12 protein-coding genes and 7 pseudogenes are annotated in these 14,359 nt (G+C 69.9%); 12 read left to right on the forward strand and 7 right to left on the reverse strand.

Translation table 11 applies throughout. From position 1 onward, the window contains the following. Positions 1 to 173: 173 nt before the first annotated feature. Positions 174 to 1,526 (reverse strand): serine hydrolase domain-containing protein, encoded by a 1,353-nt coding sequence (locus A6P39_RS03000; RefSeq protein WP_067046215.1) that lies wholly within the window; start codon positions 1,524 to 1,526, stop codon positions 174 to 176. A gap of 102 nt (positions 1,527 to 1,628) precedes the next feature. Then, positions 1,629 to 2,837, reverse strand: a complete 1,209-nt coding sequence (locus tag A6P39_RS03005) for a cytochrome P450 (protein ID WP_067046213.1) — start codon at positions 2,835 to 2,837, stop codon at positions 1,629 to 1,631. A gap of 1,394 nt (positions 2,838 to 4,231) precedes the next feature. On the opposite strand from A6P39_RS03005, the pseudogene A6P39_RS03010 reads away from it, so the two are divergent. The 3 genes and pseudogenes from A6P39_RS03010 to A6P39_RS03020 all read left to right on the forward strand — a co-directional run. After that, positions 4,232 to 4,321, forward strand: a pseudogene (locus A6P39_RS03010) (carboxymuconolactone decarboxylase family protein); the annotation flags it as partial. A gap of 135 nt (positions 4,322 to 4,456) precedes the next feature. Beyond that, entirely contained in the window at positions 4,457 to 4,954 is a 498-nt protein-coding gene (locus A6P39_RS03015) for a transposase family protein (protein ID WP_275883793.1), read from the forward strand. A 736-nt stretch (positions 4,955 to 5,690) separates the two neighbouring features. Further along, the gene (locus A6P39_RS03020; protein WP_159396062.1) at positions 5,691 to 5,861 is read left to right on the forward strand and encodes a hypothetical protein; all 171 of its coding nucleotides are present in this window, start codon (positions 5,691 to 5,693) and stop codon (positions 5,859 to 5,861) included. Positions 5,862 to 6,143: 282 nt separating this feature from the next. Here the strand turns inward: A6P39_RS03020 and A6P39_RS03030 are convergent. Further along, a pseudogene (locus tag A6P39_RS03030) lies at positions 6,144 to 6,969 on the reverse strand (helix-turn-helix domain-containing protein). A 111-nt stretch (positions 6,970 to 7,080) separates the two neighbouring features. Between A6P39_RS03030 and A6P39_RS03035 the strand changes: the two are divergent. From A6P39_RS03035 to A6P39_RS03065, 7 genes and pseudogenes are all read left to right on the forward strand, one after another. Beyond that, the gene (locus A6P39_RS03035; protein ID WP_067046211.1) at positions 7,081 to 7,794 is read left to right on the forward strand and encodes an SDR family oxidoreductase; all 714 of its coding nucleotides are present in this window, start codon (positions 7,081 to 7,083) and stop codon (positions 7,792 to 7,794) included. A 209-nt stretch (positions 7,795 to 8,003) separates the two neighbouring features. Continuing rightward, positions 8,004 to 8,138, forward strand: a pseudogene (locus A6P39_RS03040) (IS110 family transposase); the annotation flags it as partial. Continuing rightward, a pseudogene (locus A6P39_RS03045) lies at positions 8,137 to 8,318 on the forward strand (IS256 family transposase); the annotation flags it as partial. The pseudogenes A6P39_RS03040 and A6P39_RS03045, both read left to right, overlap by 2 nt. Beyond that, complete coding sequence (locus tag A6P39_RS03050; RefSeq protein ID WP_067046209.1) at positions 8,315 to 8,506, forward strand: hypothetical protein; 192 nt, start codon at positions 8,315 to 8,317, stop codon at positions 8,504 to 8,506. The pseudogene A6P39_RS03045 and the gene A6P39_RS03050, both read left to right, overlap by 4 nt. A gap of 9 nt (positions 8,507 to 8,515) precedes the next feature. Further along, positions 8,516 to 9,196, forward strand: coding sequence for a helix-turn-helix transcriptional regulator (locus A6P39_RS03055; protein WP_067046207.1), 681 nt, complete (start codon positions 8,516 to 8,518; stop codon positions 9,194 to 9,196). A 32-nt stretch (positions 9,197 to 9,228) separates the two neighbouring features. Beyond that, the gene (locus tag A6P39_RS03060) at positions 9,229 to 9,741 is read left to right on the forward strand and encodes a DUF3291 domain-containing protein (protein ID WP_067046205.1); all 513 of its coding nucleotides are present in this window, start codon (positions 9,229 to 9,231) and stop codon (positions 9,739 to 9,741) included. A gap of 100 nt (positions 9,742 to 9,841) precedes the next feature. After that, positions 9,842 to 10,525 carry a GNAT family N-acetyltransferase gene (locus A6P39_RS03065; RefSeq protein ID WP_067046203.1) on the forward strand — a complete coding sequence of 228 codons (684 nt, stop codon included), beginning with the start codon at positions 9,842 to 9,844 and terminating at the stop codon, positions 10,523 to 10,525. A 53-nt stretch (positions 10,526 to 10,578) separates the two neighbouring features. Here the strand turns inward: A6P39_RS03065 and A6P39_RS03070 are convergent. From A6P39_RS03070 to A6P39_RS03080, 3 genes and pseudogenes are all read right to left on the reverse strand, one after another. Continuing rightward, positions 10,579 to 10,860: pseudogene (locus A6P39_RS03070) on the reverse strand (IS5/IS1182 family transposase); the annotation flags it as partial. A 4-nt stretch (positions 10,861 to 10,864) separates the two neighbouring features. After that, positions 10,865 to 11,664 (reverse strand): IS5 family transposase gene (locus A6P39_RS03075; RefSeq protein WP_275883977.1). Its coding sequence is split into 2 segments (ribosomal slippage): positions 10,865 to 11,326 and positions 11,329 to 11,664, totalling 798 coding nucleotides; the frame shifts between segments, so codons are not numbered across the junction. A gap of 28 nt (positions 11,665 to 11,692) precedes the next feature. Next, positions 11,693 to 12,093 (reverse strand): annotated as a pseudogene (locus A6P39_RS03080) (IS5/IS1182 family transposase); the annotation flags it as partial. Between A6P39_RS03080 and A6P39_RS03085 the strand changes: the two are divergent. Then, positions 12,056 to 12,235: pseudogene (locus A6P39_RS03085) on the forward strand (IS5 family transposase); the annotation flags it as partial. The pseudogenes A6P39_RS03080 and A6P39_RS03085 sit on opposite strands and share 38 nt — an antisense overlap. Before the next feature lie 260 nt (positions 12,236 to 12,495). Continuing rightward, complete coding sequence (locus A6P39_RS03090) at positions 12,496 to 12,723, forward strand: hypothetical protein (RefSeq protein WP_234378715.1); 228 nt, start codon at positions 12,496 to 12,498, stop codon at positions 12,721 to 12,723. On the opposite strand, the gene A6P39_RS03095 is transcribed toward A6P39_RS03090, so the two are convergent. Further along, positions 12,698 to 14,206: an NF041680 family putative transposase gene (locus tag A6P39_RS03095; protein WP_067039416.1), complete on the reverse strand. Its 1,509-nt coding sequence runs from the start codon at positions 14,204 to 14,206 to the stop codon at positions 12,698 to 12,700. The genes A6P39_RS03090 and A6P39_RS03095 overlap by 26 nt on opposite strands. Positions 14,207 to 14,359 lie beyond the last annotated feature (153 nt).

Here is a 14,359-nt window from a genome sequence, read left to right on the forward strand (position 1 = left end):
CGGTGCGGTGCGGTGGAACGGCGCCGGACGCGGGGCGGGCGCGCCGGTGCCGGTGGACGGATGACGGCCCCGGGCCGGGGCCGGGGCGACGGGACCACCCAGGAGCGCGGTCGCGCGGCGCGGCCGGCGACGCGGGGGACGGCTCGGGCGGGTGGTCCGGCGGCGCCCGCGGCTCAGCCGTCGTCGGTGCGGCGTGCCGTGCGTCCGGAGATCTGCAGCCGGTCGAACCGGCCGGTGGCCGGATCGCGGTGGAAGCGTCCGCCGGGTTCCAGGCGGCCGGTGGCCGGATCGCGCAGGGCGCACGACAGGTCGTCGTAGCAGACCAGCGGGATGGGCAGGTCGCCGTCGACGGACAGGTGCGGTGCGCCGTCCGGTCCGGGTGCGACGCGGTACGTCGTGGTGCCGTTGCGATAGACACCCAGGCACTCGGGCAGCGGCACGGGGCTGCCGTGGTCGGCATCCTGGGCGGTGGCCGGCACGCGGACGCCGGTGAGCCGGGCGATCTCCTCGGTCAGCTCGCGCCACAGCGCGGTGGCGCCGGAGGCGTTGCCCGTGAACGCGATCACCGTTCCGCTCTCCGGATCGGCGCGCAGGTGGCAGGAGGTGCCCTGGGCGTTGCCGTCGTGACCGCACCAGACGCGGTCGTCCTGACGGTACAGGGCGAGTCCGGCGCCCCAGCCGTCGGCCAGCGCGCCCGGGCGGGCGGCGGTCTCGGGGCGGCGCATCTCCTTGGCGACGGCGGGCGGCAGGACGTCCGACCGGCCGGTCAGCGCGATCCCGAACGCGGCCAGGTCCAGGGCGCTCGCCAGCAGGGCGCCGGCCGGGGCCTCCAGCGGGGCCAGGTTCTGCCGGGCCGGACGGGCCTGTCCGGTGGCGGTGTTGACGGCGTGCCCGGCGGCGACGGGCCGGGCGGGCGTGGCCTCGCCGATGAACGCCGGCCCCGCGCCGAGAGGGTGCAGGAGCAGCGCATCGACCGCCTCGTGCCACGGCATGCCGGTCACCGTCTCCACCAGCCGGCCGGCGGCGACGTAGCCGGCGTTGGAGTAGGAGAAGTCGGTGCCCGGCGCGAACAGCAGGTCGCGGGCGGTGCAGACGGTCGTGAGGTAGCGGGTGGCGGTGGTCGCGGCCGCGGTGTCGGAGTCCGGGCCGGTGGGCAGGCCCCCGGTGTGGCTGAGCAGCTGACGCATCGTCAGCTCTGGTAACGCGCTCAGCTCCGGCAGGTGGTCGGCGACCGGTTCGTCGAGGTCGAGGTCGCCGTCGTCGGCCAGCAGCATGACGAGCGCGGCCGTGTAGGGCTTGGTGAGCGACCCGAGGGGGACGGCCGTCTCGGGGGTGAAGGGCGCACCGGTCGCCGTGTCGGCCGTACCGGTGTGCAGGCCGAGGGTCTCGGTGGCGGTGGCCAGTGCGAGTTGGGCGCCGGGCACCCGGTGGGTGCGGGCGAGGGTGTCGAGCCGGTCCTGTAGTTCCCGGTGCAACTGCGCCGGCGTCCAGGGAAGGGCCAGAGCGGTGGGGACGGTGTACGGCATGGCTGGGGGACTCCCGTTGGGTGGGTCTCGCGTGCGGGTGTGCCGGTCCGGCCCGTGGGTGAGCGGTACGGGGGCCGGTCGGTGTGCGAGCGCCGTGCGCGGTTACGGCCGGGTGACCTCGACGGGCAGGTGCCGTACGCCGATGATCACGGCCGGGTTCTGGAAGACCACGTCGTCGTAGGACGGGACGGCCAGCAAGCGGAATCGTTTATGCAACATCCGCAGGGCGATCCGGGCCTCCAGCCGGGCGAGCGGTGCGCCGATACAGAAGTGGATGCCGTGCCCGAACGTCAGGTGCGGGTTGGGGGACCGCGTCACGTCGAAGACGTCGGGCGCCGGGAAACGCGCCGGGTCCCGGTTCGCGGTCCCCAGGTGAGCCATGAGCAGGGCGTCCTGCGGGAGTTCGTGTCCGCCGAGGACCACGGGGTGGGTGACCCGGCGGCCCAGTTCGGGGAAGGGGGGCAGCCAGCGCAGCACCTCCTCGACGGCAGCCGGGATCCCGGCCGGGTCGGCGCGCAGCGCGGCGTCCGTGCCTGGGCGGCGGTCGAAGGTGACGACGGCGTTGCCCAGCAGGGCGGTGGTGGTGATGTGCCCGGCGACCAGCAGCAGGGCCACGAACCCGACCATCTCCTGGTCGGCGAGGCGCACGCCGTCGACCTCCGCGGCGATGAGTCTGCTGGTGAGGTCGTCACCGGGGCGGGAGCGGCGGGTGCGTATGTGCTCCAGCATGTAGCCGTTCATCTCGCGCACGGTGGGGGCGATGGCCTCCAGCGCCCGCTCCAGATCGGCCATGTCGGGCGCGTCGCCGAGCTGGTCCCCGCTGAACAGGACGCTCGCCCACTCCTGGAAGAGCCGGTGCTCCTCGGCCGGGATGCCGAGGAGTTCGGCGATCACGATGATCGGGAGCGGATAGGCGAGCGCGTCGACCAGGTCGAACCGGTCGCGGTCGGCCACCTCGTCCAGCAGCCGTGCGCAGACCGCCTCGATGCGGGGCTCCAGCCCCCGCACGACCCGCGGGGTGAACGCCTGGCTCACCAGGGTGCGCAGCTTGCGGTGTTCGGGCGGGTCCATGGCCACGAAGTTGCCGCGGGTGAAGGTCTCGAAGTCGGACTGGGTCGGGGCGAGCGCGGAGAGGTCCGAGGAGTACGTCGCCGGGTCGGCGAGCACGGCGCCGACCGTGTCGTGGTCGAGGACCTGCCAGACCTTCTGCGTGTCGTCGAAACGGACGGGCCCGGACTCGCGCAGCTCCTGCCAGTGGTCGGGTAACTGCTCCAACAGGAGCCGGTCGCCCGTCAGTTCCTTACTGATCACCTGTTCTCCTTGGTAACGGTGGGCAGGGCACGCGAGGCGGGAAGCGGAAGGAGGCACGGCAGTCCGGTCGACTCGGGCGGGGCGGCCCCGGGCACGTCACCGGCACCGCACCGGCACGCAACCTGCACCACCGGAACGCGGTCGGGCGGGGTACACACCCGTCGCACGCGCTCCCCTTGGTGCGGCGGGCGGCGCGCCGCCCGCCGGCGGCCATCGCCGCGGGTGCCGTCCGGCGGGGTGTGCCGTCCACTGTCAGGCTCGGGCCGAAGCGGGCGGGAGACTCCTCGGCGTCTCCGCCACAGGACACGGCGGCTGCGCGTCCGGCCACGACCCCACGGCACATCCCGGCGTGTCGGCGAACCCCGCCATCACTCGTCCCCCTTTTGGCGACACCGGCCGCGCGGCGATCTCACGGCCCCTCCCGGCTCGTTGACGGACAGCGGGATTCCGGTTCCCGGCTGTCTGAACTGCGGTGTGAGAATACGCATTAGCTCTCCATGCCGCCCCACGATTGGCCTGATGCGTGGTCCCCAACACCTTCGTTTCGATGGAACTCGGCCGACAGTCTTCACGGTGAGTCACCTGATAGCAACCCCCTGAAGTTGAACGCAGAGTATCTTGGCGATGATCTGGCGTCGATTTTCGGCAACTCGGCGGAGGCCGCCCGCACCTGACGGCACGGCCGGATCGCCGCCCCCGCGGGTGCCCGGCAGTCCGGGCCGCAAACCCCCTTGGAGAGAAAAAACCTGCCGCTGGCCGCCGCCCGTTCCGGCCTGCGCCACCGCCCATCCCCGGTGCGGCGCGCCGGGGGCCGTGGTCCGCGGATGGCCGGACTCGCCCGCTGCCATGGACCGACGATTCGGCCACCGGGCGGAGGACCGCCTCGTCGCCGCCGTCGAGATTCAGCCATCCGGATGTGCGGGGCCCACGTCGTGGAACCTGGGGCCCCAGCAGGAACGGAACAGAGAACCGGCGTAGCTGTCAAAACTTCTGACAGGGTGCGAGCAGGGCTGCCAGGGTAGGGCGGGTGAGTGACGACCCGACGATCGGCTTCCTGAAGGCGGACGTGGCGCGGTTCTGCGCCGGCCTGGATGAATTGGCCCCTGCGATCCGGCTGCGGCTGGTCGTCCAGTTGCGTGCCGCACTGGACGAGGTGACGGATGCGGCCCTGGATGAGGGGACGGCCGCCGCGAAGGCGGAGGGCTGGGGGCTGCGGCAGATCGGTGGCCAGGTGGGTCGGTCGCATGAGAAGGTCCGCTACCGGCTCGCCCAGCGCGCGGGCAGGGACGAGCCGGCCGGGGGCCTCCTGGATCGTGGCGGGCCGTCTCGGCCTTGGCGGTGGATCGGAGCTGTCCGCCCTGGACCTCGACTGGCAGGGCGAAGCTGTAGCGGCCGGCGCGATCAACCTGGAGATCGCGCTGACCAACTTCTTCAACCGGATCAACCGCACCATCAAGGAACCGGCCGGCAAGACCTGGGGCTGAGCCCAGCGTGGCTCTCACCCACTGAGGCGTCGCCAGCGAAATGATCTTCGGGTGAGGCCGCGAAGCAGGGCAGGCGTGAAGCCCTGGTAGGACTGGTTTACCGAGATCATGTCCGCTCGAACCAGAGGCTTCACGTTGGTTACCTATGCTGCCGTACTCGACGTCCCACGCCACATCGTGGAGTTCCGCGCCCGGTTGCTGGCCGCCGAAGCTCCTGATCTGCACGAGGTGTTGGACCTCTGCCGCGCCCAGGGGAGGACACACGTGGTGCCGGACGGCACGCTGATCGCCTGCGACCGGCTGGCCGGGGTCCGGGAGAACGGCAACGACCTGTGGTTCTCCCAGAAACACAAGAGCTTCGGCGGCAACATTCAGTTCCTGGCCGCACCAGACGGCACCCCGTTGTGGGTCTCCGATGTCGAGCCGGGCTCCACCCCGGACATCACCGCGGCCCGTACCCACGTGTTGCCCGCGCTGTACAAAGCCGCCGCCGACGGGCTTCCCACGCTCACCGACAAGGGCTACATCGGCGCCACATCGGCATTCACGTCCCCGTACGCCGCCCCAGAGGCCACTCCGAGACCGCCTTGGACCGAGGAACCCGCGCCACGAATGCGCTGTTCAGACACGTGAGAGCGCGCGGCGAGCGGACCGCGGCGGAACTCAAGGAACGCTGGCGAACCCTCAAGCACGTCACCCTCAACCCCGGCAGAATCGGCGACATAGCCCGCGCCGCACCCGTTCTCAACGGGCACTGGAAATGATCTTCACTGAGAAAACCCCACTGACCGGGGATGCAGCGTTAACTCCTTTCTACATCACTGATTCACAAGCGACTTCACGTCTCACAACCGGTAGTGACAGCTGCCCTCGGGCGGCTGCTCCTGCACCGTGTACGTCTTCTGAGGCCCGCACCCACCGGGATCTCCCCCACCGAACTCGCCACTGGAGCCGAGCCCGACGGCTGACGGCCGACGCACCGTTCTTCCCCGCCGCCCCTCCACCGGAATGCGTCCTGGACGACGGACACCCCCCGCCAGCACAAGGCAGGACAGCACCACCAGCGGAACGGCGCGACGAACTCATGACGACCCCTCACGGACGAGCAGCAGCTGAGCGAATGCTCCCCCACCCCTGCACCCGACTACTCCCCGAGGGCCGGGCGCACAGGCGCGCAACCCTTCATGCGGTCGAGTTCGCAGGGCCACAGGGCCGCGAAGCGCTGTCGCCTGCTCCGGGGTACATGCCAGTCTTGTCCGCCACCAACTGCCACCCCAAGGCTTCCGGTTGGATCCTGTTGGTGGAGCCGTTTCGTCCGCCCCAGCCATTCTGCACACTGGAGCCCTCGCCCCCAGAGAACGGGATAGTCATGAAGCATTCGACGCTGTTCCGGCGCATGGTCGCCGCAGTCGCGCTGGCCGGGTTCGCGGTCGCCGGGCTCGGGTTCACGCACGTCATCCAGCGAGCCCCCGGCGACGTCACCGTCAGCCTGGCCCAGCCTGCCGCAGTGCACGGACCGGGCGACTTCACCGGCGGCTGACCGCTGCACGCAGAAGGCCTCGCCGCCCGACCTCGGCAGCCGGGCTTGCGACGCGGAGGAACCGGCGAAGCCGCACCGCTGTCATCCGTCAGACGATCAAGACTGCCGACTCTTGCTTACGACCAGCTCGAGCACCCCGACGCACGCCACACCAGCCCCTCCGACCAGCGCGTTCGAAGATGGCGAAGGCTCAGAGATTGGTTCTCATTCGCGGTGTCACACGGCTGGTCAGCCGCGGTGTCAGCGGCTGCTGCTCGTCAGATCACGTCTTCGACTGCCAGTTCACGGGGTTCCCACGCCCTCGGTGGCCATTGCCAGCAGGACCAGGGAATCATGCTCGGCCGTGCCAGGCGGGGCCTGGTAGATCAGCATGCGCTGGCCGCCGCCAGCGGGGCTGAGCACCTCGTTGGCGAGGGTGATCGGGCCGATCACCGGGTGCCGGAACGCGGTCTCACCGGCCCGCTTGACCCATACCTCGTGCCGGCGCCACAGAGCGGCGAACTCGCCACTGGCCGCTGCCAGTTCGGCGACCAGCGCGGCGGTCCGCTCCGGGGCGGTCAGTTCGGGTGTGCAGGTGCGCGACGCTGTTGCGTGCCACCCGGTCCCAGTCGGCGAAAAGGGCGCGCGCGGCCGCATGCAGGAAGGTGTACCGGATCGTGTTGCGCCGTGCGGGCGGCCAGTCGCTGAGCCCGGGCATCAGCGCAAGGCCCTCCGGGTTCGCGGCCAGCACGTCGTTGACGTCGTCGAACACATACGCCGGGCTGGGCCGGACCGACTCCAGCAGCAGCCGCAAGCCAGGGCTGGCCGGTCGCGGGTCGGCTGGCCAGCGGCGTGGTGTCCGCCCGGCGGCCTGGTCGGCGAGGCCGAGCAGGTGGGCGTGCTCGTCGGTGGTGAGCCGCAGGGCCCGGGCCAACGCGCCCAGTACCGCGTCGCTGGGCGCTGTCTCCCGCCCCTGCTCGATCCGGATGTAGTAGTCCACGCTCACGCCGGCCAGCGCGGCCAACTCCTCGCGGCGCAGTCCGGGTGTGCGCCGGGCGCCCGGCCCGGTGGGCAGCCCGACGTCGGCCGGGCCGATCCGCCCGCGCCGTATCCGAAGGAACTCGGCCATCGCGTTCACGGCGTCGAGTCTGCCACCGGCCGATTAGCTCCTGGGTGGCCGTGTCACACCCAGGAATCACACGGCCTTCCCGGAACCGGCCCGGCGGCGCAGCCTCGCAACATGACTGACGCGATCATCATCGGTGGCGGCTCCGGCATGGGCCTTGCCCTGGCCCGGACTCTGCTCGCCGAGGACATGAATGTCACGATCGTCGGCCGATCCACGGACCGGCTCACGACAGCCCGGGCGGAACTGGAACGTCCCGGTCACGGGAAGATCAGCACGATCACGGCCGACATGGGGCGGGAGGAGGAGGTGGCCGAACTGTTCGCACAGGTGGAGCGAGTGGAGCACGTGGCGGTCACCGCTGCGGACGCGACCGGCGTGTACGGCCGGACCTCCGACGTCGCCACCGCGACCGCACGTGCCATCATGGATACCAAGTTGCTCGGTGCCTGGCTGGTCGGCAAGCACGCGGCCGGGCGAGTCACCGGCTCGATCACCTATACCTCGGGCATCAACGCGTACCGGCCGAACGGGTCGAACACCATCATGGCCGCGGCCAACGGCGCGCTCGCGTCACTGGCGTGCGGGCTGGCGATCGAACTGGCGCCCGTGCGAGTCAACGTCATCTCCCCCGGCTGGGTGGACACCCCCATCTGGGACCAACTCGGCATGGACAAACAGGCAGCCTTCACCGAGCTGGCCGCGCGACTCCCAGCCCGCCGCGTCGGCACCCCCGACGACATCGCCCAGGCATTCTTGTCGGTGATACACAACGGATTCATCACCGGAACCGTCCTGCACGTCGATGGAGGACACCGCATCACCTGATCCGGTACCCAGACGCCAAGCACCCGCGCCACTCACCCGCTCCTCACGCGCAACGATCTCCACCAACGTGGGAATCCCGCCGCCGCCAAAGACCAACACCCGTGGGTGAAGGCGTTTCGTCGGTGCCCCAGAACCTCACCCGACATCGGCGCGTGGTGCGCGAGGTATGGGACCGATCAACGAGGTACATGTGGCGGAGCCGGGGTGCGATCGAAACATCTCGCGGGCTGCTGGTCGCGGTCCTGCGGACCGGCAAGCGGAAGGTGTTCGCGATCAACCCGCCGGCCGCGGCCCGGTACCGCGACCGGTACTCCGTCTCGCGCAAGAAGTCCGACCCAGGAGACTGACGTCACCCGCGGCGCCGGCTCCCGCGCCGCTGCGCTCGCGATGGTCTTCAAGCTCGTCGAGTCTGCCCAGGCCCGCTGGCGGGCCGTGAACGCACCCCACCTCGTCGCCCTCGTCCGGCCGGAGCCCGCTTCGAACGCGGCCGGCTCGTCGAACGTGCCGAGGCGGGGGCCGCATGAGCCGGCCGTCGCACGGCACGCTGCATCACGTCGAGCTGTGGGTGCCGGACCTCCATCGCGCGCTCGCCTCGCTCGGCAGGCCGCTGGAGGCGCTGACTTTGTTCTGCCTGCGCCAGTACGTGATGGAGTCGGGCACACTGGCCGGGGTCGCGTCCCGCCGTTCTATCTCCAACCTGTGTTGTTCCTAGAATGGCCGGGTGGAGGACATCGACGCGATTGCGGCGTTGCAGGATCCGGTGCGGCGCCGTCTGTACGAGTACGTGGCGGCGCAGGGCCGCGAGGTCGGCCGCAACGAGGCCGCCGAGGCGGCCGGGGTGGCGCGCACGCTCGCTGCGCACCATCTGGACAGGCTGGCCGAGGCCGGGCTGCTGGAGAGCGGCAGCCGCCGCCTGACGGGCCGCTCGGGGCCGGGGGCGGGCCGTCCCGCCAAGGTGTATACGCGGGCGCGGGCCGAGCGGTCGGTTTCGCTGCCCGCCCGCGATTACCGCACCGCCGCCGAGCTGCTGGCCGCGGCCGCCGAGCAAGCCGGGCTGGACGCCGAACTCTGCGCGGCAGCGCGGCGCCGGGGCGAGGCCCTGCGCGGCTCGGCTGCGCCCTGCGGCGGCCTCGAACAGGCCGTGGAGATACTGGCCGCCCGCGGCTACGAACCGCGCCTGGAAGGCGCCGAGGGGGCGACCGGGGCAGCCGCACGCGTTGTCCGTATGCGCAACTGCCCCTTCCATGCAGTCGCCGAACGCTTCCCACCGCTCGTCTGCGGCATGAATCTCGCGCTGCTGGAGGGGTTGCTCGGCATGGACGGTCCCGTCCACGCTCGCATGGACGCCCGGCCGGGTGACTGCTGCGTGGTGGTCGAGACTTCTAAAAACAATGTCGATTGACATAGAAAAGTCGGCCGTGCTGGGATGAGACCATGACCGCATCCACGCATGCCGCCCATCTCGCCCACCTCAACGTCGCCACGCTCCGCCACCCCCTCGACGATCCGCGCACGGCGCCGTTCGTCGAGATGCTCGGCCCGGTCAACGCCTCCGCCGACGCCGCGCCCGGCTTCGTGTGGCGACTCGTGGAGGAGGGGGCGGCCGACGCCACCGGCCTGCGCCCCGCGGGCGAGAACGTCATCGTCACCCTGTCGGTGTGGGAGACCCAGGAAGCCCTATGGCACTTCACCTACCGCAGCGGGCACCTAGGGGCGATGCAGCGGCGCCGCGAATGGTTTGAACGGCACGTCGAGGCGCACCTGGTGCTCTGGTGGGTCCCCGCCGGTCACCTCCCGACCGTCGACGAGGCCCTGGAGCGGCTGGCGGACCTGCGGGCGCACGGGCCGTCCCCCCGCGCGTTCACCTTCGCCTCCCCCTACACCGCGGCCGAGGCCGTCCAGCACCTTCAGGCCGCGCCGCCCACGCAGCCTGAAGCAATCAACTGATCCACAGGTCTTGACGACTACTCGCGTCGTTTGGCGGCGGCGAACAACGGGGGACGGATGTTCGCCGGCTCACCGGTTGCGGTCATGCTTTAATCGCCGGATGACGAAGATCGAATCAGGGCTAATACGACGTTGGCTGGACGGCTGGACCGTCGCCCGCTCTCTGCCCGAGGCCGAGCCTGTCGAGCCCGCCGGGGACGGCCTACGGTCCAAGTGCGACCAACCGGGCCGCGAGGTAGAGGTGTTCGCGCTGCGTGCGGACGAGGAACCCGAGTCCGTAGCACGGCTGGCGGCAGCCGTCGCCGCCGCACGGCAGATCACCTGGCTCACTGTGCCTACGCTGCGCCCAGGCACAGTCGAAGCCATCGTCGGCGCCGCCGGACTGGAGTTGCTCAAGCGGTCAGAGTGGTTCATGACGACCGATCTGATCGGGCACCCGCAGCACGCGCCTGCCGCGCCGTACGAGCGCGAGGTGCGCACGGAGGGACCAGTCACGGTCGTCTCCCTCCATGCCCCCTCCGGAGAGGTGGCAGCGCGCGGCTCCATTGCCGTGGTCGGCGGCGATGCGATCGCCGATCGCATCGAGACGGACACAGCGCACCGCCGACGCGGCCTGGGTCGCGCGATGATGAGCGCTCTGGCGGAGGCGGCCGTGTCCCAGGGTGCCCGTACTGGTCTTCTCATTGCCAGCGAGGAAGGACAGCGTCTCTACCTTTCCCTCGGCTGGCACCACAAAGCCGACGTCCTGATCGCCCGGGGGCCGGTGGTTCCCTCCACCTGGTAGAACGTGTCTCGTTGTGCGGAGGCCCACGTATGACCGGCCGGAATTGGATCACTGAGGCGTCGGGGGGTGGGGCGGCCGTCCCAGCGGCAGCGGCTCGTTGCCCGGCGGATCAGCATGCGGAGCGTGATGAGAGCGGCGGCGAGGTAGACGTAGAGGTCCACGACGCTGCCGCTCTTCCCCCCTGTGCAGCGCCGGAGCTTGCCGTAGCCGTTCATCCACGAGTGCGTGCGCTCGACGACCCAGCGCTTGCTGGCCTGAATCGGGGCTGGCGCTCCCTTACCCGCGATCTCGGCCGTGAGCCCCAACTCGGCTATCAGGGCACGGGTCTTAGAGGTCATCTCATTTGGTGAGTCTGCGGTAGCAGATCAGGGTGCAGGCGATGCTGGTGAAGGCCAAGAAGTGGACGGCCTTGCGTTCATAGCGGCGGTGCAGGCGGCGGCATCCGGCGAGCCAGGCCATGGTGCGTTCGATGGTCCAGCGGTGGCGTCCCAGGCGCTGGGAGGACTCGATGCCTTTACGGGCGATGCGGTGCCGGATGCCGCGCTGGCGTAACCATCGGCGCAGGTGGTCGTAGTCGTAGCCCTTGTCGCCGTGGAGCTTGGCCGGCCGTCGTCGGCGCGGACCGCGACGGGAGCGGATGGGCGGGATGCCGCGAACGAGCGGTTCGAGGGCCTGGCTGTCGTGCAGGTTGGCGCCGGAGATGCCGATGGAGATGGGCAATCCGGTCCGTTCGGTGATCAAGTGGATCTTCGAACCGTACTTGCCTCGATCTACTGGATTCGGACCTGTCAGGCCCCCCTTTTCAGGGCCCGCACGTTCACCGAGTCGATCGCACAGCGAGACCAGTCCAGTTCACCCCGGGAGCCGAGTTCGTCGAGGACCAGGCGATGGAGCTTCGCCCACACCCGGGCTTTCGACCACTCGGTGAAACGCCGGTGAGCCGTGGGTCCCGACGGTCCGAACGAGGCGGCCGGCAGCTGCTGCCACGTACAGCCCGACGTGGCCACGAACACGATCGCAGCCAGCACCTCCCTGTCACCGTGCCGGCGCCGGCCGCCTCCCTGAGGCCGACTCGGCGCCTCCGGCACCACTCGCTGGAACAACTCCCACAGCTCATCCGGCACCAGCCGCTCAACGATCCCCACACCCGGAGCCTATCGAATGCGCCAAATGAGATGACCTCTTAGCACTGTCGTATCCGGGGTCGAGGTTGACATTGACCGTTTCCGGCAGCGGGCCGAGCTGCGCCTTCGCCGCTTGCAGGGTTGGCCCGAGCAGGGGTGAGTCGTTCCGGTTGGCTCCGTCGGAGACGATTCCGAGCGGAATACCGTAGGCGTCGGAGGCGACGGAGCGCTTCCGTCCCTGCTTACCCCGGTCGACCGGCGATCACCCCGCCTTCTCTCCGCCGGTGGGGGCCTGGGTGATGCAGCCATCCACCAAGATCTCATACAGTCCGAGGCCGACCAAACGGTCGCACGCTTTCAGGGCGAGGGCGTGGACCTGTTCCGAAAACCCCTGGCAGACCACTCCTTGACACGACGTCGAATGGTCCGGTCGCGAAGTTTCGGGTGGATCATGATGCACCGCCGCCTCGCCCGTGACTACGAGACCAAACCCGCTCACTCCGAGAGCATGATCCGCCTCGCTATGATCTCCAACCTCGCGAAACGAGCAACCGGCGAAACACCCATAACTTGGCACAGCCAATGAACTATCCTGTCTTCAAACGGAACATCCTCTTAGCTTGTCGTTTAACCTCGTCTCCGTTGGGGGTGGGGATGGAGCAGGCGGTTTTCGAATCTGTCAGGTACTCCGCGGTGTGTCAGGACTGCGGTGCAGCGCTGGAGTGTTGGGGGACTCAGGCCCTCGTGGATGGCCGCTTGCGGTGGGACGTTGAGTCAACGTGTTCTGCCTGTGGATATGCAGTAGCCGTGTGCGGGGGTGACGTGCCGGCGGAACGGCGGGATCAGATGCTCTCCGAGCATGGTCCCGCGAGGCTGCAGGTGAGCAGTCCGTCGGCCAAGGGCGTCGCCATCATGCGGGTGCTGCGGGCTGAGCTCGGTATCGACCTGACGAGCGCCAAGGCCGTGCTGCGCCGCGTGGTGAACGGTGACTACTCAGGAACGCTTCCGGAGATGGAACGCCTGGCCCGCAAGCTGAGAGAGTCCGGCATCACTGCTGTATCGACGCGCCCTTAGACGTCTGATCTGACAGTCCAGTGACGGTCCGCCTGGGCTTGGTGCCCTTCTTGTGGTGGGCGGGGCGGCTGTATGCCTCGCCGGTGGTGAGGACTCTGCCCACGTCATGGCGGGTGGCCGTGCGACGGTTCATCGAACCTGGCGGTCGGCCGGGCCCGGGCCGGCATGGTTTTGGTGCGCCCGCCGGGGAGCCGGTCTTCGTGCGCAGGTTCCTGAACCCGAGCCGGACGCGGGCGGGAGTGAGTCTGTTCGGCGGAGCCGGCTTCTCCCAGGGGCGCCGGAGGTCGGTGGCCAGCGGTCGGGCGAGCCGGAGTTGGGCATAGGCGGCGATCACCAGCCATGTCCACCGGTCGGCCGCTTCCGAACTGCGAAGCCGGGGCTTGGTCCACCCAAGTGTCTGCTTGAACAGGCGAAACGTGTGTTCCAAGTCGAAACGTCGGAGGAAGGACTGCCAGCAGCGGTCGACGTCCGCAGTGCTGGCACCGGTGCCCGACCACCACAGCCAGACCGGCTTGTTCACCCCGCCGGAGGGTAGCTTCTCCACGGCCAGGCGGATGACGGTGCCCTCGATGATGGGCAGCGGTCCGTCGTACTCGATCCAGGCCGCCCGCCGGGTCAGCCTCGGGTGCAGCCGGTCCCACGCCTGCGCGGTCGCCTTCCCGTAGAGGCGGGTGTCCGTGACCGTCACGGCCTGCTCGGTGCCCCAGGTGCTGGGGTCGCCGAAGACGAACTCGCCGCCATGCTTGGGCGGTCGGCCGCCCCTGGGGTCGTAGACCCGCGGCGGTGTCGGTCGCCGCATCACGCGATCGGAACGGAGCCGGCCGAGGATCTCGACGGGCAGGTCACCCAGCAGGTGAGCGATGCGTGGTGCGTCATATCCGGCGTCCAGCACCACCAGGACCTCCGGGTCGCCTGGCTTCCACTGGCCGGCCGCGACGAGCCGCTCGACGACCTCGCGGAGCTGGACCGTGGTCACCGCGGCGACGTCCGCGCCGGGCTCCAGACGGACCGCGTCCAGCACTGCCGTCCACGACGTCCGGCCCGTCTCCAGCGCGGCCACGATCGAATACGGCCAGCCGGGCACCATCTGGTGCTTACCCTCGCCCCGGCCGAACGTGTAACAAAAGGCCCGGTCAGGGCAAGTGTTGGCGTCCGGCCGCAGCCATGGCGAGACGTCCGCAGCCAGCACAATCCGACCGTCCGCCGCCCTCGGCAACGGCATCGAGCCCAGCGCGCGACGCAGCCGAGCCACGTCGATCCGGCCCCGATTGAGACCGCCGTACAGGGCCCCGTGCCCGCGGCGGTGCTCCGGCGCGAGTGCCAGATCGACCAGCGTTCGCACCGGCCCATCCGTACACAGCAGCGCGTCGCACAGCTCGAACAGCGCGTCGCCCCGCGCGGTCAGACACCCGTACAACTCCGTCCGGAAGCGTGACACTTCCGCGAACGCATCCCGCAGGACGTCCTGATGCCCCAAACTCACGACCACGGCCTTCGTGCTGGTTCCTCTGCCTCTGTGACGGAGCACAGGATCAGACGGAGGCCGCCTTCATGTCCGCTGAACTGCGAAAACGCTGATCAAGTTCGAGTCACGTTCGACCCCGGACCTAAAATGACAAGCTTAGAACTCCCAACG

The organism is Streptomyces sp. FXJ1.172 (assembly GCF_001636945.3).
GTDB lineage: Bacteria > Actinomycetota > Actinomycetes > Streptomycetales > Streptomycetaceae > Streptomyces.

Bases quoted from the DNA above. Each gene is read 5' to 3' on its own strand.
- A6P39_RS03035 (WP_067046211.1), top strand. From the start codon at position 7,081: ATGACTGACGCGATCATCATCGGTGGCGGCTCCGGCATGGGCCTTGCC.
- A6P39_RS03090 (WP_234378715.1), top strand. From the start codon at position 12,496: ATGCTCTCCGAGCATGGTCCCGCGAGGCTGCAGGTGAGCAGTCCGTCG.
- A6P39_RS03065 (WP_067046203.1), top strand. From the start codon at position 9,842: ATGACGAAGATCGAATCAGGGCTAATACGACGTTGGCTGGACGGCTGG.
- A6P39_RS03060 (WP_067046205.1), top strand. From the start codon at position 9,229: ATGACCGCATCCACGCATGCCGCCCATCTCGCCCACCTCAACGTCGCC.
- A6P39_RS03000 (WP_067046215.1), bottom strand. From the start codon at position 1,526: ATGCCGTACACCGTCCCCACCGCTCTGGCCCTTCCCTGGACGCCGGCG.
- A6P39_RS03020 (WP_159396062.1), top strand. From the start codon at position 5,691: ATGAAGCATTCGACGCTGTTCCGGCGCATGGTCGCCGCAGTCGCGCTG.
- A6P39_RS03050 (WP_067046209.1), top strand. From the start codon at position 8,315: ATGAGCCGGCCGTCGCACGGCACGCTGCATCACGTCGAGCTGTGGGTG.